The organism is Pseudomonas sp. Pseusp97 (genome assembly GCF_047304025.1).
GTDB lineage: Bacteria > Pseudomonadota > Gammaproteobacteria > Pseudomonadales > Pseudomonadaceae > Pseudomonas.
The window spans coordinates 1-20029 of sequence record NZ_JBGLYK010000094.1; the positions used below are offsets into that span (position 1 = coordinate 1).

Below are 20029 nucleotides of genomic sequence, written 5' to 3' on the forward strand. Positions count from 1 at the left end.
GTACCGCACCGGCGTCGGCCCGGTGGCCGTGTTCGGCGCCAGCAACTTCCCGCTGGCCTTCTCCACCGCCGGTGGCGATACCGCCGCGGCACTCGCCGCCGGCTGCCCGGTGGTGGTCAAGGCCCATAGCGGTCACATGGCCAGCGCCGAACTCGTCGGCGAGGCGATCGTCCGCGCGGCCGAATCCACCGGCATGCCGGCCGGCGTGTTCAACATGATCTACGGCGCCGGCGTGGGCGAACCGCTGGTGAAGCACCCGGCGATCCAGGCGGTCGGCTTTACCGGCTCACTCAAGGGTGGACGCGCGCTGTGCGATCTCGCCGCCGCGCGTCCGCAGCCAATCCCGGTGTTCGCCGAGATGAGCAGCATCAACCCGGTCCTCGTCCTGCCCGCCGCCCTGGAAACACACGGCGAGAAGATCGCCCGCGAACTGGTGGATTCGGTCGTCATGGGCTGCGGCCAGTTCTGCACCAACCCGGGCCTGGTGATCGGCATTGCCTCGCCAGCGTTCAGCCTGTTCGTCGCCAACCTGATCGCCGAGATCAGCCAGCGCCCGGCGCAGACCATGCTCAACGCCGGCACCCTGAAGAGCTACGAAAAGGGCATCGCCCGCCTGCTCGCCCACCCCGCCGTGCGCCACCTCGCCGGCCAGCCACAGAAGGGCAACCAGGCCCTGCCGCAGCTGTTCCAGGCCAAGGCCGAACTGCTGCTGGCAGGCGAGGAGCTGCTGCAGGAAGAAGTCTTCGGCCCGACCACCATCGTCGTCGAAGTGAAGGACGAAGCCGAACTGCGCCACGCGCTGGACGGCCTGCACGGCCAGCTCACCGCCACGCTGATCGCCGAAGCCGAGGACCTGTCGCGCTTCGCCGCGCTGGTGCCGGTGCTGGAGCGCAAGGCCGGGCGCCTGCTGATCAACGGCTACCCGACCGGCGTGGAAGTCTGCGACGCGATGGTCCACGGCGGGCCCTACCCGGCGACCTCCGACGCGCGCGGCACCTCGGTCGGCAGCCTGGCCATCGACCGCTTCCTGCGCCCGGTGTGCTACCAGAACTACCCCGACGCGCTGCTGCCCGATGCGCTGAAGGACGCCAACCCGCTGGGCATCGCTCGGCTGGTGGATGGCGAGACGACGCGCAGCGCGGTGACTCGCTGAGGGTTCGTCGGCGCGGGAGTGAACTGTCGGCCAGTCCCGCGCCGATGCTCAGCCCCGGCCCTGTGCCGGGGCTTTTTTATTCGCGCAATGGCGGAGTCCGCTCCTACAAAGGCCGCGCCGTTCTGCATTTCCGTAGGGCGCATAACGCGCCAGCGTTATCCGCCGAGCCGTGCTCTTCGTAGGAGCGAGCTTGCTCGCGAACCGTCCCGGCGACGAGGGCCAGATTCGCGAGCAAGCTCGCTCCTACAAGGGAAGGCTCTTATGCCAGCAGCTTGCGCAAATCGGCATACAGCGAATCGCTGATCTCCACGCCCTCGGCGAGGCTGCGCTTTCGCGCCGCGAAGCGACGTTGCGACGGCAATCGCGCGCCCATGTCGACGATGGACTCGAACAGCTTCTCCGCCCGCGCCAGGTGCTGCGCAGCATCAGCGCCGAGGAAACGCGCCGGGTCCAGCGCGATCAGCAGCTCGCCGTGGTAGGGCGAGGATTTCGTCCCCTCATCGAAGACCGAGGATTCCGCGCTGGTCAGGTCGCCGATCAGCGGACCGGCGATCAGCTCGACCATGGTCGCCAGCGCCGAGCCCTTGTGCCCGCCGAAGGTCAGCATGGCGCCATCGAGTACCGCGCTCGGGTCGGTGCTGGGGTTGCCCTGGGCATCGATGCCCCAGCCCAGCGGGATCGCCTTGCCCTCGCGCTCGTGCAGCTGGATTTCCCCGCGCGCCACCACTGTGGTGGCGAAGTCGAATACATACGGATCCTTGTCGCCACGCGGCCAGCCGAAAGCGATGGGATTGGTGCCGAACAGCGGCCGCGTGCCGCCGGCCGGCGCCACGTAGGCCTGGGCCGGGGTGACCGCCAGCGCGACCAGCCCCTGCGCGGTGATCCGCTCGATCTCCACCCACAGCGCCGAGAAGTGCACGCAATGGTTGATCGCCAGCGCCGCCAGGCCCTGGCTGCGCGCTTTTTCCACCAGCTTCGGCAGGCCGAGGTCGAAGGCGCATTGCGAGAAGCCGCCCTTGGCATCCACCCGCACAATCGCCGGCGCGGGCTCTGACAGCTCCGGCACGGCGTCGGCCACCACCTTGCCGGCGCGCACGGTGTGGATGCAGCCCAGCAGCCGCCATACGCCGTGGGACGTACAGCCATCGCGCTCGCCGGCCAGCACGGTGTCGGTCACCGCCTGCACGTGGGGTTCGCTGAAGCCGTTGTGGCGCAGGATCGCCATCGACAGCTCGCGCAGTTCATCCAGCTTCATTCGGACCAAGGTCGACTCCTCGCTGATGTGTCGGGACGGAGGATGCCCCGAAAGTACGCCTCCGAATCATCCGTCACAGTGACCGCTCCTCGCGCACGAGGCTTGAGGGAAATCCCATCCGCAGCTGACGAATTCGGCACAGCGTCACGCTCGTCCCTTTCTCTCTTTCCACACATCTGCCGCCAAGCTTCTCAGCTCCGTATCGGAAGTTTCCCTCTTGAAATTTTCCCACGACAAAAAGCTGACCCATCAGGCAACAAAACCGAGTTCGCCATTCAGGACGAAAGTCCTATTTCCATTCGCCAGCAGGCTCGTTCCCGGCAGCCAGTCTCTAGCATTCGGCCGCGTGGAAACGTGCTGTGACGCCAGTGTTTCCACATGACATTCCAGGTCGATCACCGGCCATTCCCCGATGGAAACACTCCATGAGCAATGAATCGAAGTCTCCCTACCAGAGAGCATTTTCCTCGACCGGCCTCTACGGCAACGAAGCTTACCCAGCCCTTGCCGCCTCGAGCCTCAGCTCTTCCGCGACGGCCAACGTCACCTCGCAGATTCTCGGGACAACCGAAAATTCGGACGTTTTCCGACCGACCCTTTACGGAACTGGCAATCCGGGTGAAAAACTCGACATCTGGATTACCCTGACCGTCACACCCAATGCGACCGAGCCGGACCGAATCTACCCGGTCGGCAAAGTAACCGTTAAGCCCGACGGCACCTGGCAGCTCAAGCTTCTCCCCGTCGCGGTCGACGGAACCTACGAACTGCACTTGCAGAACGCTGCAGGTAAAGAACTTTCCTCGTTCACCCTGTCGATGGAAGCCCCTCCTCCGCCAACAATACTCGCGGTGGTGGATGACACGGGTTCCGCGCCACAAGAACTGAGCGAAGGGGCTGTTACCAAGGATGGAATTCCGACACTGCGTGGCACGGGTCTGCCTGGTGAACGAGTAGAAATTTTTGTCACTCCTCTCGGACAGAACGGCGAACTACAGCGTGGCCAGCAGGTGTTTCTGGGCAGCGCCGACATCCAGGCGGATGGGACCTGGCAATTCACCGCCCACCGCGCGCTGTATGACGGCGACTTCGTTTTTGAAGCGCGCACCTACGACATGATCGGCCCCCAGTTCAGGCTGAGCATCGACCTGCCGTCGGAGCAAAAGCTGTCGATCAGCGTATTCGACGACTACGGCATTACGACCGGAGAACTTGCCCAAGGCGCCATAACCGACGACACCACCCCGATCTTGCGGGGAACGGGGCGCCCAGGTGATTGGTTGCAGATTTTCGGCATCCTTCAGGGTCAGCAAGGTATGCTGCCTCGAACGCCCATCCACGGGGCCTCTGTCCAGATCAAGGACGATGGAACCTGGGAATTCAGGATTGAGCACCCGCTCGATGACGGCGACTATGTGTTCGAGGCGCGCGGGCTGGGCCAAACGGTTCAATTCAATTTGAGCATCGAGCTGCCCCCCGAGCAGCAATTCAAAATCACTGGCGCCTTCGACGATGTAGGCGCGGTCACCGGCGAGCTGGCGAACGGCGCCACCACCGATGACACCACTCCCACCCTGCGCGGCACCGGCCGTCCGGGTGACTGGGTGGAAGTCTGGGTGCGCCCGGAAGCACAGGAAGGCAAGCCGAATCACGGCCCGCAGTACCTGGGCAACACCATCGTCCAGCCAGACGGCACCTGGCAGGTTCATGTCGGGCGCCCACTCGACGAAGGCACCTACGACTTCGAGGCCCGCGCCAACGGCAAGAGCGCTCACTTCGGCCTGAGCATCGAATTGCCGCCGGAGCAACAGTTCGCAATCACCGGCGCCTTCGACGATGTCGGCGCGGTCACGGGCGATCTGGTCAACGGCGCCGCCACGGATGACACCACTCCCACCCTGCGCGGCACCGGCCGTCCGGGCGACTGGGTGGAAGTCTGGGCTCACCCGCAAGTGCAGGACGGCCAGTCGCATCACGGTCCGCAGTACCTGGGCAACACCATCGTCCAGCCAGACGGTTCCTGGCAGGTTCGTGTCGGGCGCCCGCTCGACGAAGGCACCTACGACTTCGAGGCACGCACCAACGGCAAGAGCGCTCACTTTGGCCTGACCATCGAATTGCCGCCGGAGCAACCGTTCGCAATCACCGGCGCCTTCGACGATGTCGGCGCGGTCACGGGCGAGCTGGCCAGCGGCGCCACCACCGATGACGCCGCTCCCCTCCTGCATGGCACTGGCCGTCCAGGTGGCTGGGTGCAGATTGTTGCGACTCCAATCGCACCGAACGGCGAACCCTCCAAGACGCCCATGCATATGGGCTCCGCCCACATCCAGGCGGACGGAACCTGGCAACTCCAACTCAACCTGCTTGGCAGCGGCAACTACGTATTCGAGGCGCGTATGAACGACAAAACAGCTCAATTCAACCTGAACATCGACCTGCCGCCAGTGCAGAGATTTGCCATGACAGGCGTCTTCGACAACGTCGGCCCGATCATGGGCGAGCTGGCCAATGGCGCCGTCACCGACGATGCAACGCCCACTCTGCGCGGCGTCGGCCCGGCAGGGGGGCTGGTGCAGGTCTGGGCCAGCTTCGTGGACGCGCCACAGACGCCCTTCTATCTCGGAGCAACCATAATCGGGCATGACGGAACCTGGCAGTTCACCCAGGACCACCCGCTGCGCAACGGAACCTATGACCTCAAAGCCGTTGCGGGCGGGAGGGAAGCACACTTCCAACTGACGGTTGACGCAGCCGTGCAGCCGGTGGAGCCGGTAGAACCCGAACAACCGATTCGGCCGATCGAACCCGAGCAACCGGTCAAGCCCGTCGAGCCGGAACAGCCGGTCCGTCCGATCGAACCCGAGCAGCCGGTCAAGCCCGTAGAGCCGGAGCAACCGGTCCGCCCGGTCGAGCCCGAGCTTCCGGTGGAGCCGGTGCAGCCGGTGCACATCAATGCCACCATCCTCGGCGCACTCGACGACTCCGGCGCCGTGGTGGGTGAAATGACCCGCGATATGTCGCCGACGCTCTTCGGCACGGGCGAACCGGGTCAGCGCATGCTCCTGTGGATGCAACTGGAGGGCACCTCGGAAGACTCGATCAAGGTCCTCGGCATGGTCACCGTAAAAGCCGATGGCACCTGGCAGCACGATGTGCAGCAGTTGCCGGACGAAGGTACCTACAGCTTCAACCTGCGCTACAACGGCGAAGATCTGGCGCACTTCTCCCTCCACGTCGAGGCTCCGCCACGCCCGGTACTGTCGTCCGGCCTGGTGATCGATGACGTGCTGTCGGGCGCCGAGTCCGGTGAACTGCTGCTGGGCAACTGGAAAGCGGCGCCAACCCTGCAGAAGGACAGCGCGGTCATGCCCAAGCTGGGTGATGTGCTGGAAAAAGGTGCCGGTGAACTGCAACTGGGTGCCGGCCAGGGCACGGAACAGGTTGCCCACGGCCAGTCGAGCGCCCACTTCGAGGTGCGCCCGATCCTCCTGGATCAGCTGATCCAGCAGGAAATCTCAGTGATCTAAGCGGCGAACGCCCGGTGGCAGCCCGCCAAGGCCGCCACCGGGTCAACGCGCAACTCCGACCCCGATGCCCCGCAAACTCCTCCCTGCGGGCCACCGGGGTCTTTTCGTTTCCGACCTGCGACATTGCGTTGCCCAGCCCCCGATGGGCACGATGTCCGGTCACCTCCACAGTGGACGACACCTGTTGCTTCCCGACCATCCGGTCATTCGAAGGATTGGCCCCACGTTGCTTGGGGCATTCCGGCGCATCAGGTAAACTTCCGCATCTTTGCCTTCTCATAACGATCAGCCTGATGCCCACGACGTTTCACGAGATTCCCCGCGCGCGCCCTGCCACGCCCCTGCTCGACCGCGCCAGCACGCCGGTCGAGCTGCGCCGGCTGGGCGAAGCGGAGCTGCTGACCCTCGCTGACGAACTGCGCCAGTACCTGCTGTACAGCGTCGGCCAGACCGGCGGGCACTTCGGCGCGGGCCTGGGCGTCATCGAACTGACGATCGCCCTGCACTACGTCTTCGACACCCCGGACGACCGGCTGGTGTGGGACGTGGGCCACCAGGCCTATCCGCACAAGATTCTCACCGGTCGTCGCGAGCGCATGGGCAGCCTGCGCCAGAAGGACGGCCTGGCCGCCTTCCCGCGCCGCTCGGAGAGCGAGTACGACACCTTTGGCGTCGGCCACTCCAGCACCTCCATCAGCGCCGCCCTCGGCATGGCCATCGCCGCGCGCATGCAGGGTTCGAACCGCAAGTCGGTGGCGGTGATCGGCGACGGCGCGCTGACCGCCGGCATGGCCTTCGAGGCGCTCAACCATGCATCGGAGGTCAAGGCCGACATGCTGGTGATCCTCAACGACAACGACATGTCGATCTCCAACAACGTCGGTGGCCTGTCCAACTACCTGGCCAAGATCCTCTCCAGCCGCACCTACAGCAGCATGCGCGAAGGCAGCAAGAAGGTGCTCTCGCGCCTGCCCGGCGCCTGGGAAATCGCCCGCCGCACCGAGGAATACGCCAAGGGCATGCTGGTCCCCGGCACGCTGTTCGAAGAGCTGGGCTGGAACTACATCGGCCCCATCGACGGCCACGACCTGCCGACCCTGATCGCCACCCTGCGCAACATGCGCGACCTCAAGGGCCCGCAGTTCCTCCACGTGGTGACCAAGAAGGGCAAGGGCTTCGGCCCGGCCGAGATCGACCCGATCGGCTACCACGCCATCACCAAGCTGGAACCCGAGGGCGCGCCCGCCCACGCCGTGCCGAAGAAGGCCGGCGGACCGAAGTACTCCAGCGTGTTCGGCCAGTGGCTGTGCGACATGGCGGCGAAAGACCCGCGCCTGGTCGGCATCACCCCGGCCATGAAGGAAGGCTCCGACCTGGTGGCTTTTGCCGACAGGTTCCCGGACCGCTACTTCGACGTCGCCATCGCCGAGCAGCACGCCGTGACCCTGGCGGCCGGCATGGCCTGCGATGGCGCAAAGCCCGTGGTGGCGATCTATTCCACCTTCCTGCAGCGCGGCTACGACCAGCTTATCCATGACGTCGCGGTGCAGAACCTCGACGTACTGTTCGCCATCGACCGCGCCGGCCTGGTGGGCGAAGACGGCCCGACCCACGCCGGCAGCTTCGACCTCTCCTACCTGCGCTGCATCCCCGGCATGCTGGTGATGACCCCCAGCGACGAGAACGAACTGCGCAAGCTGCTCACCACCGGCCATCATTTCGAAGGCCCGGCGGCGGTGCGCTACCCGCGCGGCACCGGCCCCAATGCCCCCATCGAGGCGGCGCTGGAACCGGTCGAGATCGGCAAGGGCGTGCTGCGCCGCGAGGGCAAGGCCGGCAAGGTCGCCTTCCTGGTGTTCGGCGTGCAGCTGACTGAGGCGCTGAAAGTGGCCGAGCAGTTCGATGCGGCCGTCGCCGACATGCGCTTCGTCAAGCCGCTGGACGAGGAACTGGTGCGCCAGCTGGCCGCCAGCCACGAGCTGCTGGTGACCGTCGAGGAGAACTCGGTGATGGGTGGCGCCGGTGCCGCCGTCAGCGAATTCCTCGCCCGCGAGAATATCCAGCAGCCGATCCTGCACCTGGGCCTGCCGGACTACTACGTCGAGCACGCCAAGCCCGCGCAGATGCTCGCGGAGTGCGGGCTGGACGCCGCCGGCATCGAAACCTCGGTGAAGGCGCGCCTGGACGCCCTGGGCAAGCGCTGAGACCGATCGGCGCATCCCTCCCCCGGAGTATTGCCAGTGACGGGCGCACCGACTAAGGTGCGCCCGTTTTCGTACGAGGTAACGGGAAGCAGGTGAAAGACCTGCGCTGCCCCCGCAACGGTAACCGACGCACTCCCAGCGAGAGTGCAGCATCGCCATCCGCCACTGCTCAACGCGGGAAGGCGGCGATGTGATGTCGGCAGCCCGGAGACCGCCCTCGACACGCCCCGACAGGTGTTGCGGAGGGCCGCACCGTCAAGTGCGGCGCGTCCGCCCTTGCCACGCCCTCCTCGAAAGTCATCCGACCGCTTTTGAGGACGTTCCATGAAACTGACCCGACTCGCCCTGGCCACCAGCCTGCTGCCCGGCCTGGCCTTCGCCGCTGACGACATCTACCGGCTCTCCGACCAGGTGATCACCTCCGCGCGCCAGGCCCAGCCGCGTGCCGAAGCCACATCGGCCAACAGTGTATTCACCCGTGCCGACATCGAGCGGTTGCAAGTGCGCAGCGTCCCCGCCCTGCTCGCACGCGTGCCCGGCGTGCAGATGGGCAGCTCCGGCGGCGTGGTCTCCTACTCCGTGCGCGGCACCAGCACTGCGCAGACCCTGGTGCTGGTGGACGGCCAGCGCGTCGCCTCGGCCAGCAGCGGCATCGCCCGCCTGGACTACCTGAGCATCGACAGCATCGAGCGCGTCGAAGTGACCCGCGGCCCGCGCTCCGCGCTGTACGGCGCCGACGCCATCGGCGGGGTCATTCAGATCTTCACCCGCCGCGGCGAAGCCGGCCTGCACCCTGAAGTGCGCCTGGCCGCCGGCAGCCACGGCACCTTCGAGCGCAGCCTGAGCCTTTCCGGCGGCGACGAGCAGACCCGCTACAACCTCGGCGGCAGCCTCGACGAGAGCCAGGGCTGGGACCGCACCAGCGATAACGTCGGCGCCGACAACGACCACGACGCCCAACGCAACAAGGCCGTGCACCTGAACCTGGACCATCGCTTCAGCGAAGACTGGAAGGCCGGCCTGAACCTCAACGACCAGCGCGGCAAGAACGAATACGACGACGCCTACAACTTCGAGCCGGGCTCGCCGCGCGACGAATTCCGCGTCAGCAGCTACAGCGCCTACCTCGACGGCCAGATCACGCAGATGTGGAACAGCCGCCTGGAACTGGGCCGCAGCTTCGACCGCAACAAGGCGGTGGGCGCCGCCGACAGCTGGAACAACGGCACGCTGGAAACCACCCGCCACTCGGCAAGCTGGATCAACCGCCTGCAACTGGACGCTGCCAACCAGCTGGCCCTGGGTGCGGACTGGTACGAGGACAAGGTCGACGGCACCACCGCCTTCGCCGAAGACCAGCGCAGCAACCGCGCCTTCTTCGCCCAGCACAGCTTCAAGGGCGAGAGCTTCGGCACCGAGCTGGGCCTGCGCCACGACAACAACCAGGCCTACGGCAGCCAGAACAGCTGGAACGCCGCCTTCAGCCTGCCGGTGGGCGACAGCCAGACCTGGATCGCCAGTTACGGCGAAGGCTTCCGCGCGCCGACCTTCAGCGACCTCTACTACCCCGGCGCGAGCAACCCGGACCTGAAGGCCGAGACCTCGAAGACCTACGAGCTGCAATGGCGCGGCGACTTTTCCGGTACCCACCTGGAAGCCTCGCTGTACCGCACCGAGATCGACGACCTGATCGCCTGGGACAGCACCAGCAACCAGCCGGAGAACATCAACAAGGCGCGCATCGATGGCTTCGAGGCCAGCGTCGCCCGCGAGGTGCTGGGCTGGCAGGCCGCTCTCGGCCTGAGCCTGATCGACCCGCGCGACCGCGACACCGGCCACACCCTGCCGTACCGCGCGCGCCGAACCCTGAGCCTGGACCTTGACCGCCAGTTCGGCGCCTTCGGCGTCGGCGGCACCTGGCGTGCGGTCAGCCAGCGCTACGACGACGCGGCCAACACCCGAGAGCTGTCCGGCTATGGCGTCCTCGATTTGCGCACCAGCTGGCTGGCCAGCAGCGAGATTCGTTTCGACCTGAAGCTGGATAACGCCCTGGACCGCGACTACACCCTCGGCGACTACCTGCGCCCGACCAGCCCGATGGACTTCATGGGCGAAGCCCGCCCCTACCGCGAGCCGGGCCGCACCGCATTGCTGGCGGTGACCTGGACGCCGGAGCTGTAAGGCGTGGCGAAGGTCCCGGCGCTGCGGCGCTTTCGTAGGAGGGCGTGGAGCGAAGCGATACCCATCGCTCACTGCACCAACCGCATGGGTATCGCAGGCTCCACCCATCCTACGTTCGAGGCTCCCTGGACCTGCAGCAGCGGTGCAAATGGCTGTTCGCGAGCAATGGCTAGGCGCCCCCCTCGGTCCTACAAAGAGCAGCCCGCCAAACACCGAAGCTTCAGCGTAGGCAATACCTGTAGGAGCAGCCCAGCAAGCTCCGAAGCTTCAGCGTAAGCAAGACCTGTAGGACCGAGGGGGGCGCCTAGCCATTGCTCGCGAACCCGCACGGCAGCGGACTCAGAGTACTCCCGCCATCCGCCCCAGCTCCGCGCAGTCCTGTGCGTGCCAGTCAGTCAGCTCCGGCCAGGGGTTCTCGGCAAGGTTCACCAGCGCACTCTGCGTACCGGCGGCGCGGGCGCAGTCGAGGTCGAAGCGGTAGTCGCCGACCATCAGCATCCGCTGCGGCGCCACGTCCCAGCGCGCGGCGAGGCGCAGCAGGCCGTCCGGGCTGGGCTTGGGATCGGCCTCGCCACGGCCGAGGACATCCTCGGTGAGGAAGCAATCACCGATGCCGATCGCAGCCAGCGTGATCAGCGCCAGCTCGTGGGCATTGCGGGTAAGAATGCCCAGGCGATAGCCGGCGCCATGCAGCGCACGCACCAGCTCGACGGCGCCCGGTGCGGCGGTGGAAGCCACCGCCAGCTCGCGCTCGTGCTCCAGCAGCCAGGCGTGCTTGGCCGCCGCCTCGTCCTCCGGCAGCGCGGCCAGGTGGCTGAGGATGTCGTGCTCCTGGGGAATCCCCAGGGCGCGCTTGATCGCCGGGAAGTCGTGCACCGCCAGGGTCAGGGTGCCGTCCATGTCGAACACCCAGTGGCGGATTTCATTCAGGCTCATGCCCAGTCCTCGCGGCGGCGGATCAGGCCTTCCTGGGTCGAGGAGGCGACCAGCTGGCCGTCGCGGTTGAAGATGCTGCCGCGCACGAAGCCGCGGCCGTTGCCGGCCCAGGGACTGTCGATGGCGTAGAGCAGCCACTCGTCCGCGCGCAGGTCGCGGTGGAACCACACGGAATGGTCGATGGTGGCGACCTGCATGTCCTTCTGCCACACCGAGCGGCCATGGGGCAGCAGCGAGGTGGTGAGGAAGCCGAAGTCCGAGGCGTAGGCGAGGATGTACTTGTGCAGCGCCGGGATGTCCGGCAGCTTGCCGTCGGCGCGCAGCCACAGGTACTTGATCGGCTCGCCGACCACCGGCTCGTAGGGGTCGTTCTGGGTGACCGGGCGGATCTCGATGGGCTTGGGATAGAGCAGCTTGTCGCGGATGCGCTCGGGGAATTTCTCCGCCCCGGCCTTCTTCAGCTCGAGGTCGGTCGGCAGGTTCTCCGGGCCGACCACGTCGGGCATGGCGATCTGGTGCTCGAAGCCACCCTCGTCGGTCTGGAACGAGGTGCTCAGGGCGAAGATCGGCTGGCCCTTCTGGATCGCGGTGACGCGGCGGGTGCTGAAGGTGCCGCCGTCGCGCACGCGGTCGACCTGGTAGACGACCGGCTTGCTCGCATCGCCCGGGCGCAGGAAGTAGCCGTGCATGGAGTGGACGTGGCGCTCCGGCTCGACCGTCTGGCTGGCCGCCGACAGCGCCTGGCCGAGTACCTGCCCGCCGTACAGCTGGCGGAACCCGAGGTCCTGGCTCATGCCGCGGAACAGGTTCTCTTCGATCTGCTCCAGGCTCAGCAGAGCCACCAGGTTGTCCAGGATCTGGGTCATGCGCGTTGTTTCCTCAATTGCGGTCTTGCTGAAGTGGGAGTCGGCGCGGCGACGGATAAGCGGGAAGGCTGCTGAGGCGTTCGTCCCACACGGCGCGGCCGATGGTGAAATGATAGAGGCTGACCGGGCAGTCCGGACCGCCGCCGAGCAATTCGTCCAGCGCCGGATCGAAATAGCAGCCGATGCCGGTGCCCGACAGGCCCGCCGCTTCGGCCTCCAGGTAGAGCAGCTGGCCGACCTGTCCGGCCTCCCAGTAAAGGCGCGGGTAGGTCCAGGCGCCCTCGGTCAGCGCGGCGTCGAGATCGGCGAGCATGGCGAAGGCGACGCAGCCGTCGCTGGCAATGTCCTGCCCGCAGGACAGGAAAGCCGACAGCCCACGCGCATCGCCCGACAGCAGGCGGTACAGCGGCAAGCCGCTCTCCTCCACGCTCTGCCACAGGTAATCCTCGCGCAGCCCGCCCGCCTCGCGCCCGCTGCGGCCAAGCCAGTACAGGCCAGGTTCCAGGCCCTGGACTCGATGGACGAACAGCAGCAGGTCGAGCCGCGCCGGCTCGCCAGTGCAGGCGAAAGGCACCGGCGAGCGCTCGGGCATCAGGCGGCGCAGCCAGGCATACAGCAGCTCGGCGTGAATGCCGCTGCGGCCGTCCATCGACTGCGCACTGCGCCGCCGATGCAGGAGCGGACGCAGCGGCAGGCCGGGGTTATCCACAGCCGACTCGGTTTTTGGCGCCGACCAGTCAAGGGCCGGAAGCGCGGGGGCACGGCACAGCTGGTGCACGCGCTCCAGCTCCGGCCAGTGACGATAGTCCCGCGACAGCCGATTGGGCGTGCCGGCCAGCGGCAGCTCGGCGAGGCCCTCAAGCAGCGTTTTCGGCAGCGGGAATTCGGCAGGTTGCGCCGGGCCGATCCACAATAACGCGTCGGCGAACTCGCGCTCGCTGAAGCCTTCACGATCGAGACCGATCAACGCATCCAGCCGCGCTTCGGCCACACCACGCAACAGGCGCACTTCCCAGCCCTGGATCGCCGCGGCGATGCCGAGACAGGCCAGCGCGTGGCCGAGGTCGTGATTGCAGTAGCGATAGGCGCGCTCGCCGTACTTCCAGGCCTCGCGCCAGGGAATGCTCGCCAGCGCCAGCAGGAAGCCGCCGGCGGGCAAGGCGTCGGCCAGTTGCCCGGCCAGCGGCGCAGGGAGCTCGGCGCGCACTTCCAGCAGGTGATCGTCCGCGCTGTAATGCGCCAGCAGCGCAGCGTTATCCACAGCCCCGGCGGGCAGCAGCAGATAGGCCTCGGTGGGGTGCAGGTTGCCGCTGGAAGGGTTGACCCGCAGCGCCCAGCGGCTGCCGCCGGCGTCCTTCCAGGCCGACAGCGCCAGGCTGTCGTAGAGCAGTTGCGAGACGCTGGCGAGGGTCAGCGGCGCAGGCGCACCGAGCGGGCCGGCGAACACCTCGTCATAACCCGGCGATTCCTCCTGCGGCCGGTGCAGCAATTCGATGCAGCGGGGGCCGGCATAGCGGCGGAACGCAGCCGGCTGGGTCGCCCAGTCGAGCTGGCCGGGGCCGGGGGCGAAGCGCTCCGGGCGGTGGCTGCTGAGAGCGTGATAGGCGCGCACGCCCTCGATCAGCGTCACGGCCGACGAATCCGGTAGAGCACATGCTGGCGCAGCGCATGGCCTGGCGGCAGGCGCGGATGCTCGAAGTCGTCGGCCTCGTCGCGCTGCATGCCCAGGCGCTGCATCAGCCCCTGGGAGGGCAGGTTGGCCGGCACCGTGAAGGCGACCACTTCCTCCAGCTGCAACTGCTCGAAGGCGAAACCCAGCGCCGCGCGGGCCGCCTCCAGCGCATAGCCCTGGCGCCAATACGCCGTGTTGAAACGCCAGCCGATTTCCACCGCCGGGGTGAACGGCGCGTCGAAGGACACGCGGGCCAACCCGAGTACACCGATGAACGCTTCGTCCTCGCGGCGCTCGACTACCCACTGGCCGAAGCCGTGCTCGTCGAAATGCTGGAGGATGCGCGCGGCCAGCAGGTCGCTGTCCTCGCGGCTCAGGCAGGCAGGGAAATGCTGCATCACCTGGGCATCGGCATTCAGCGCGGCGAAGGGCGCCAGGTCGTCATGGCGCCACGGCCGCAGCAGCAGACGCTCGGTGGTCAGGCTGGGAAAGTCCATGGGAATCTTCGTAGGCCTCAAAGGTCACCATGATACCCGGCTGCGAGCTTGTAGGACGCAATCCGTCAGACGAGGCGCAATCGATTCAGCACAGAGTCGCCTTCATCTGGTATTTTTCTCCTACCTTCGCTGTCGGTCACTGCCTTGACCGTGCTCACGCAGACAGCCGCGCCGCCAGGGCGCACCGCAAAAAAAGACCAAGGAATCCCCATGACCACCTCCACCACCGGACTGCCACGCAGTACGGCCCTGGTGCTTTTCGCTTTGGCTGTCGGCGGCTTCGCCATCGGCACCACCGAATTCGCCACCATGAGCCTGCTGCCCTACTTCGCCCCGGCACTGGGCATCGATGCCCCGACCGCCGGCCACGTGATCAGCGCCTACGCCCTGGGCGTGGTCGTCGGTGCGCCGCTGCTGGCGGTGCTCGGCGCGCGCCTGCCGCGGCGTACCCTGCTGGTGTTGCTGATGGCGCTGTTCGCCCTCGGCAATGGCCTCAGCGCGCTGGCGCCGACCTACCACTGGATGCTGCTGTTCCGCTTCATCAGCGGCCTGCCCCACGGCGCCTACTTCGGCATCGCCGCGCTGGTTGCCGCCTCCATCGTGCCGCCGCACCGGCGCACCGTGGCGGTTGGAAGGATGTTCCTCGGCCTCACCGTCGCCACCATCATCGGCGTGCCCCTGGCCAACTGGCTGAGCCAGGCGGTGGGCTGGCGCTGGAGCTTCGCCCTGGTGGCGGCGCTCGGCGTGCTGACGATGATCTGCGTGCGCCTGCTGGCGCCCTACTCGCCGGCCGAGCCGGACTCCAGCCCGCTGCGCGAGCTGGGTGCGCTCAGGCGCGGGCAGGTCTGGCTGACCCTGGGCATCGGTGCCATCGGCTTCGGCGGGCTGTTCGCGGTGTACACCTACCTGGCCGACATCCTCGGCGCGGTGACCCACGTTTCGCCCAGCATCGTGCCGCTGGTGATGGCCGTGTTCGGCATCGGCATGACCCTGGGCAACCTGTTCATCCCGGTGCTCGCCGACCGCGCCGTGATGCCCACCGCCGGCGGCCTGCTGGTGTGGAGCGCAGTGGTGCTGGCGATCTTCCCGTTCACCGCGGGGAACATCTGGACCATCTCGATCTGCGTGTTCTTCGTCGGCTTCGGCGGCGCGCTGGGCACCGTGCTGCAGACCCGCCTGATGGACGTCGCCGAGGACGCCCAGGGCCTGGCCGCGGCGCTGAACCACTCGGCGTTCAACTTCGCCAACGCACTGGGCCCATACCTCGGCGGCCTGGCCCTGGCGGCCGGCTACGGCTGGACCTCGCCGGGCTGGGTCGGCAGCCTGCTGGCCATCGGCGGCTTCGTGCTGTGGTCGGTTTCGGTGGCAACCAGCCGCAGCTCACAACGCGACGCAGCCATTTCCAACGAAGGCTGAATCGCCGGCGCGAATGAAAAGTGGCCGGCGCAATGCCGGCCCTTTCGTTCCGGCGTGCCCTCGGCGTACCCTGACCGCATGCCGCTGCCCCTGATCTACCACGACGACTACAGTCCGCCCTTCCCGGACAACCACCGCTTCCCCATGGAGAAGTTCCGCCTGCTGCGCGACCACCTGGTGGACAGCGGCCTGGTGAATGACGCGCAGCTGCTGCGTCCGGAACTCTGCCCGGCGGACGTCCTCGCCCTGGCCCACGACCGGGCCTACATCGAGCGCTACTGCAGCGGCGAGATGAGCCGCGAGGAACTGCGCCGCCTCGGCCTGCCCTGGAGCGAAGCGCTGGCACGACGCACGGTGCGCGCAGTCGGCGGCTCGCTGCTCAGCGCGGAACTGGCGCTCGAACACGGCCTCGCCTGCCACCTGGCCGGCGGCACGCACCATGCGCATCACGACCACGCCTCGGGCTTCTGCATCTTCAACGACCTGGCGGTGATCAGCCTGTACCTGCTGGAAAGCGGCAAGGCCAACCGCGTGCTGATCTTCGATTGCGATGTGCACCAGGGTGATGGCACCGCACGCATCTTGGAGAACGTGCCGGACGCGGTGACCGTGTCATTGCACTGCGAGAAGAATTTCCCCGCGCGCAAGGCGCAGAGCGACTGGGACATTCCCCTGCCGCTGCACCTGGGCGACGCCCAGTACCTGAAGGTGGTGCAGGAAGCGCTGGACTACCTGTTGCCGCTGTACCAGCCGGATATAGTGCTCTACGACGCCGGCGTCGACGTGCACAGGGACGATGCCCTGGGCTACCTGCAACTCAGCGATGCAGGGCTGGCAGCGCGCGATGAACACGTCATCCGCCGCTGCCTGGCCAGCGGCATCCCGGTGGTGGGTGTGATCGGTGGCGGTTACGACAGGGACCGCCGTGCGCTGGCGCGGCGCCACGGCATCCTGCACCACAGCGCCGCACGGGTGGCACGCGAGTTTCAGCTGGACCGGTAACGCGAGTTGTTGGTGTCCATCCGCGAGGGCAGGCGCTGCTGTTCCCAGCGCGTCAGCTCATGTTCGGAATAGCCCAGCAGCGCGGCGGCACGCGAGCGGCAATCCGCGGCGTAGTGCTTCTCGCAGAAGCGCATCACCTGCTCGGGCACGTGGTGCTGCAGCAGCTCCTGCGGGCGCAGCGGCCCCGCGTACTGCAGGTAGCGCGGCAGCAGGCGGCTCCAGTTGGTGAACACATAGAGGTTGTGCAGCGCCACCTGTATCGACAGCAGCTCCAGCACGCGCTGTTCGAACTTCACCTTCGAACCCTGCAGGTTCTTGTTCAGGCGCACCACCATGTGGGCCACCGCCTCGTTGAGCAGCGCGCGGATTTCCTCGCTGGGGAGGCTGCGGATGACGATATCGAGGCCATTTACACGCACGCGGGTGTCGCTGCCCTCCACCCACAGGTGGGCCTCATGGGAGCGAAGGTAATCACGGACTTTCATGGACAGTCGGACCAAGGTTGCAAGAGGCCCGCATGCTGATGGATTCACAAAAGCGCCAACATCGGCGCAATCCCGATCCCCTGTAGGAATTCTCGCAACCCCCACGCTTCAGGCCTCGGAAATGCATTTCCTCGCCTGTTGGTTTTTTCCACGGCAACTGTGGAGCGGCCTGTGGATAAGCTGCGGGAAAGCGACTGCCGCGCCCGCCGCCAAAGGCTTTGGCGGAGCTGGACGAAAAATGAGCAACCGGCGCGCAGCGCCCCTGCGCTAGAATTGCGCGCTTTCCCGCCCTCCTTCGCCTGGCCCTGTGCATGACCGACTCCCGCCCCCTCGCCTCCCGTACCGCCCTCGTCATCGGCGGCGGCCCCGCCGGCCTGATGGCAGCCGAAGTCCTGGCCGGCGCCGGCGTACAGGTGCAGCTGTTTGATGCCATGCCCTCGGTGGGGCGCAAGTTCCTGCTGGCCGGCGTGGGCGGCATGAACATCACCCACTCCGAGCAGCGCGACGCCTTCCTGTCGCGCTACGGCCAGCGTGCGCCAAGCCTCGCGCCGCTGATCGAGGCCTTCGACAACCAGGCGCTTTGCGCGTGGATCCAGGGCCTGGGCATCGACACCTTCGTCGGCACCTCCGGCCGCGTCTTCCCCACCGACATGAAGGCCGCGCCGCTGTTGCGCGCCTGGCTCAAGCGCCTGCGCGATGCCGGCGTGGTCATCCACACCCGCCATCGCTGGCTGGGCTGGGACGCCCAGGGCGCGCTGCTGATCGACGGGCCGGAAGGCCGGCGCAGCCTGAACGCCGATGCCACCGTGCTGGCTCTGGGCGGCGGCAGCTGGCAGCGCCTGGGCTCGGACGGCGCCTGGGTGCCGCTGCTCGCCGAACGCGCTGTGGATATCTCGCCGCTGCGCCCGGCCAACTGCGGCTTCGAGGTGGCTGGCTGGAGCGAGTTCTTCCGCGACAAGTTCGCCGGCGCGCCGGTCAAGCCGGTGGCGCTCTCGCTGGCCGGCGGTACGCCGCGCCAGGGTGAGTTCGTGGTCACCGCTGGCGGCATCGAGGGGAGCCTGGTCTATGCGCTGTCGTCCGGCATCCGCGAGCGCATCGAACAGACCGGCAGCGCCACCGTGCACCTGGACCTGCTGCCCAACCGCAGCCTGGAACAGGTCGCCAAGGCCGTCGCCCAGCCGCGCGGTTCCAAGTCCATGGCCAACCACCTGCGCGGTCGCCTGGGGCTGGACGGCGTGCGCGCCGGCCTGTTGCGCGAGTTGTCCACAGCCGCCGACTACGCCGACCCGCAGCGCCTCGCCCAGTTGATCAAGGCGTTACCGCTGACCGTGCTGCGCACCCGCCCGCTGGATGAAGCCATCAGCAGCGCCGGCGGGGTGACCTTCGAGGCGCTGGACAAGCAGTTGATGCTCAAGGCGCTGCCGGGCGTGTTCTGCGCCGGCGAGATGCTCGACTGGGAAGCGCCCACCGGCGGCTACCTGCTCACCGCCTGCTTCGCCAGCGGTCGCGCGGCCGGGCTCGGCGCCTTGCAGTGGCTGCAAGCGCAAGGCTGATCCCCTGCACAACATGGAACCATAGTGCTAGATTCTCGACTCCCACCCAGGAGTCGCCCGCATGCCGCTGACCTTCCGCCGAGCCCGCCCCGCTGATGTCGACGCCGCCATCCCGCTGATCTACAGCTCCGGCCCCGACGCCTTCGACTATGCCTTCGCCCGCCCCGGCCGCAACAGCGCCCAGGACTTCCTGCGCTACGCCTTCCTCCAGGGCGGCGGGCAGTTCGGCTGGCGCCAGCATTGGGTCGGCGAACGGGACGGCCAGGTGGTGGCGGCCGGCACGGTATTCGGCGGCGAGGTAAACCTGGGCTATATGCTGGCTGCCACGCGGCAAATCCTCGGCTACTTCGGCTGGGGCTCGGCGGGCGTGATCCGTCGCGGCCTGCAACTGGAACGGATCATCTGCCCGCCGCCGCGCAAGACGCTGTACCTCGCGCACCTCGGCGTCACGCCGACGCTGCGCGGCGAAGGCCTGGGCAGCCAGTTGATCGACCACTTCCTGCAGATCGGCCGCCGCAGCGGCCTGCCCATGGCGGCGCTGGACGTCTCGGCAGCCAACCCCAAGGCCCAGGCACTCTACGAGCGGCTGGGTTTCAGCGTGCAGGTGGAGCGCATCTCGACCCTGCCGGGCGTCTCCAGCCATCGCTACATGCAGCGCCCGCTCTGAGATAGACTCGCGGCCAGCCGCCCGCCAGAGGCGGCCTGCTCCGTTGCCGTCGTGAAAGCCTGCTCACGCATGAACCAGGAAGGTTGCCCATGAGCACTGCCAGCGTTGAACTGAAAGTCTTCGTCCCCGCCCGCGATTTCGCGCTCTCCCAGCAGTTCTACCAGGACCTGGGATTCCTCTCGCCATGGAACTCCGAAGAACTCGCCTACTTCCATCATGGCGACCATTGCGCCTTCCTGCTGCAGAACTACTACGTCAAGGAATTCGCCGAGAACCTGATGTTGCACCTGCTGGTGGAAGATGCCGACGCCTGGTACGCGAAGGTGCGCGACTCGGGCCTTGCCGAGCGTTACGGCGTGCGCCTTGGCACACCGGAAGACCAGCCGTGGAAGATGCGCGACTTCACCCTCCACGACCCGAGCGGCGTGCTCTGGCGGATCGGGCATAACCTCGATTGATGCCGCGATCCGGCCCTGGCGCCGGCCTTGAAGCCATCGCGGACGGGCAATGCCTGAGCCGACCTGTAGGAGCGAGCTTGCTCGCGAACAGGAGGTTCGCCGGAAACACGGTGCGCCCGGAGGACTCCGTTCGCGAGCAAGCTCGCTCCTACAA

General features: G+C 67.2%; 15 protein-coding genes and 1 riboswitch. Of the genes, 9 read left to right on the plus strand and 6 right to left on the minus strand.

Going from position 1 to position 20029, the window contains the following annotated elements; all coding sequences use genetic code 11:
• Nucleotides 1-1153, plus strand: a 1153-nt coding sequence (locus ACCC94_RS16485) for an aldehyde dehydrogenase (NADP(+)) (RefSeq protein WP_413350549.1), incomplete at its 5' end; no start/stop codon positions are given.
• 259 nt (nucleotides 1154-1412) lie between these two features.
• Here ACCC94_RS16485 and ACCC94_RS16490 read toward each other — a convergent pair.
• Complete coding sequence (locus ACCC94_RS16490) at nucleotides 1413-2408, minus strand: Ldh family oxidoreductase (RefSeq protein WP_413350562.1); 996 nt, start codon at nucleotides 2406-2408, stop codon at nucleotides 1413-1415.
• A gap of 425 nt (nucleotides 2409-2833) precedes the next feature.
• Here ACCC94_RS16490 and ACCC94_RS16495 point away from each other — a divergent pair, with 425 nt between their 5' ends.
• From ACCC94_RS16495 to ACCC94_RS16505, 3 genes are all read left to right on the plus strand, one after another.
• Nucleotides 2834-5938, plus strand: coding sequence for a hypothetical protein (locus ACCC94_RS16495; protein WP_413350550.1), 3105 nt, complete (start codon nucleotides 2834-2836; stop codon nucleotides 5936-5938).
• Nucleotides 5939-6231: 293 nt separating this feature from the next.
• Nucleotides 6232-8142: a 1-deoxy-D-xylulose-5-phosphate synthase gene (dxs, locus tag ACCC94_RS16500; RefSeq protein ID WP_413350551.1), complete on the plus strand. Its 1911-nt coding sequence runs from the start codon at nucleotides 6232-6234 to the stop codon at nucleotides 8140-8142.
• Between the two features lie 37 nt (nucleotides 8143-8179).
• A riboswitch (cobalamin riboswitch) is annotated at nucleotides 8180-8377 on the plus strand.
• Between the two features lie 89 nt (nucleotides 8378-8466).
• Nucleotides 8467-10323 carry a TonB-dependent receptor domain-containing protein gene (locus ACCC94_RS16505; protein WP_413350552.1) on the plus strand — a complete coding sequence of 619 codons (1857 nt, stop codon included), beginning with the start codon at nucleotides 8467-8469 and terminating at the stop codon, nucleotides 10321-10323.
• Nucleotides 10324-10662: 339 nt separating this feature from the next.
• Here the strand turns inward: ACCC94_RS16505 and ACCC94_RS16510 are convergent, their stop codons facing one another.
• The 4 genes from ACCC94_RS16510 to ACCC94_RS16525 are packed head-to-tail and all read right to left on the minus strand — an operon-like array spanning nucleotide 10663 to nucleotide 14294.
• A complete protein-coding gene (locus tag ACCC94_RS16510) occupies nucleotides 10663-11259 on the minus strand; it encodes an HAD family hydrolase (protein ID WP_413350553.1) in 597 nt (198 codons plus the stop codon).
• Entirely contained in the window at nucleotides 11256-12125 is an 870-nt protein-coding gene (tesB, locus tag ACCC94_RS16515; protein ID WP_413350554.1) for an acyl-CoA thioesterase II, read from the minus strand. The genes ACCC94_RS16510 and tesB overlap by 4 nt, the downstream gene beginning before the upstream one ends.
• Before the next feature lie 13 nt (nucleotides 12126-12138).
• Nucleotides 12139-13746 carry a SagB/ThcOx family dehydrogenase gene (locus ACCC94_RS16520; protein WP_413350563.1) on the minus strand — a complete coding sequence of 536 codons (1608 nt, stop codon included), beginning with the start codon at nucleotides 13744-13746 and terminating at the stop codon, nucleotides 12139-12141.
• Between the two features lie 5 nt (nucleotides 13747-13751).
• Nucleotides 13752-14294 (minus strand): GNAT family N-acetyltransferase, encoded by a 543-nt coding sequence (locus ACCC94_RS16525; protein WP_413350555.1) that lies wholly within the window; start codon nucleotides 14292-14294, stop codon nucleotides 13752-13754.
• A gap of 210 nt (nucleotides 14295-14504) precedes the next feature.
• Between ACCC94_RS16525 and ACCC94_RS16530 the strand changes: the two genes are divergently transcribed.
• Together ACCC94_RS16530 and ACCC94_RS16535 are read left to right on the plus strand one after the other, a co-directional pair.
• On the plus strand, nucleotides 14505-15710 hold the full coding sequence (locus ACCC94_RS16530; RefSeq protein ID WP_413350556.1) for an MFS transporter: 1206 nt from the start codon (nucleotides 14505-14507) through the stop codon (nucleotides 15708-15710).
• 78 nt (nucleotides 15711-15788) lie between these two features.
• On the plus strand, nucleotides 15789-16712 hold the full coding sequence (locus tag ACCC94_RS16535; protein ID WP_413350557.1) for a histone deacetylase: 924 nt from the start codon (nucleotides 15789-15791) through the stop codon (nucleotides 16710-16712).
• Here the strand turns inward: ACCC94_RS16535 and ACCC94_RS16540 are convergent.
• Nucleotides 16697-17197: a hypothetical protein gene (locus ACCC94_RS16540; protein ID WP_413350558.1), complete on the minus strand. Its 501-nt coding sequence runs from the start codon at nucleotides 17195-17197 to the stop codon at nucleotides 16697-16699. The genes ACCC94_RS16535 and ACCC94_RS16540 overlap by 16 nt on opposite strands.
• A 311-nt stretch (nucleotides 17198-17508) precedes the next feature.
• Here ACCC94_RS16540 and ACCC94_RS16545 point away from each other — a divergent pair, with 311 nt between their 5' ends.
• The 3 genes from ACCC94_RS16545 (at nucleotide 17509) to ACCC94_RS16555 (ending at nucleotide 19875) form a co-directional block, all read left to right on the plus strand.
• Nucleotides 17509-18750, plus strand: a complete 1242-nt coding sequence (locus tag ACCC94_RS16545; RefSeq protein WP_413350559.1) for a TIGR03862 family flavoprotein — start codon at nucleotides 17509-17511, stop codon at nucleotides 18748-18750.
• Between the two features lie 61 nt (nucleotides 18751-18811).
• Entirely contained in the window at nucleotides 18812-19417 is a 606-nt protein-coding gene (locus ACCC94_RS16550; protein ID WP_413350560.1) for a GNAT family N-acetyltransferase, read from the plus strand.
• An 89-nt stretch (nucleotides 19418-19506) separates the two neighbouring features.
• The gene (locus tag ACCC94_RS16555; RefSeq protein ID WP_413350561.1) at nucleotides 19507-19875 is read left to right on the plus strand and encodes a VOC family protein; all 369 of its coding nucleotides are present in this window, start codon (nucleotides 19507-19509) and stop codon (nucleotides 19873-19875) included.
• Nucleotides 19876-20029: the final 154 nt, after the last annotated feature.

Excerpts from the sequence above, each read along its gene's own strand:
- ACCC94_RS16490 (WP_413350562.1), bottom strand. The coding sequence starts at position 2,408 with ATGAAGCTGGATGAACTGCGCGAGCTGTCGATGGCGATCCTGCGCCAC.
- ACCC94_RS16495 (WP_413350550.1), top strand. The coding sequence starts at position 2,834 with ATGAGCAATGAATCGAAGTCTCCCTACCAGAGAGCATTTTCCTCGACC.
- dxs (WP_413350551.1), top strand. The coding sequence starts at position 6,232 with ATGCCCACGACGTTTCACGAGATTCCCCGCGCGCGCCCTGCCACGCCC.
- ACCC94_RS16505 (WP_413350552.1), top strand. The coding sequence starts at position 8,467 with ATGAAACTGACCCGACTCGCCCTGGCCACCAGCCTGCTGCCCGGCCTG.
- ACCC94_RS16510 (WP_413350553.1), bottom strand. The coding sequence starts at position 11,259 with ATGAGCCTGAATGAAATCCGCCACTGGGTGTTCGACATGGACGGCACC.
- tesB (WP_413350554.1), bottom strand. The coding sequence starts at position 12,125 with ATGACCCAGATCCTGGACAACCTGGTGGCTCTGCTGAGCCTGGAGCAG.
- ACCC94_RS16525 (WP_413350555.1), bottom strand. The coding sequence starts at position 14,294 with ATGGACTTTCCCAGCCTGACCACCGAGCGTCTGCTGCTGCGGCCGTGG.
- ACCC94_RS16530 (WP_413350556.1), top strand. The coding sequence starts at position 14,505 with ATGACCACCTCCACCACCGGACTGCCACGCAGTACGGCCCTGGTGCTT.
- ACCC94_RS16535 (WP_413350557.1), top strand. The coding sequence starts at position 15,789 with ATGCCGCTGCCCCTGATCTACCACGACGACTACAGTCCGCCCTTCCCG.
- ACCC94_RS16540 (WP_413350558.1), bottom strand. The coding sequence starts at position 17,197 with ATGAAAGTCCGTGATTACCTTCGCTCCCATGAGGCCCACCTGTGGGTG.
- ACCC94_RS16545 (WP_413350559.1), top strand. The coding sequence starts at position 17,509 with ATGACCGACTCCCGCCCCCTCGCCTCCCGTACCGCCCTCGTCATCGGC.
- ACCC94_RS16550 (WP_413350560.1), top strand. The coding sequence starts at position 18,812 with ATGCCGCTGACCTTCCGCCGAGCCCGCCCCGCTGATGTCGACGCCGCC.
- ACCC94_RS16555 (WP_413350561.1), top strand. The coding sequence starts at position 19,507 with ATGAGCACTGCCAGCGTTGAACTGAAAGTCTTCGTCCCCGCCCGCGAT.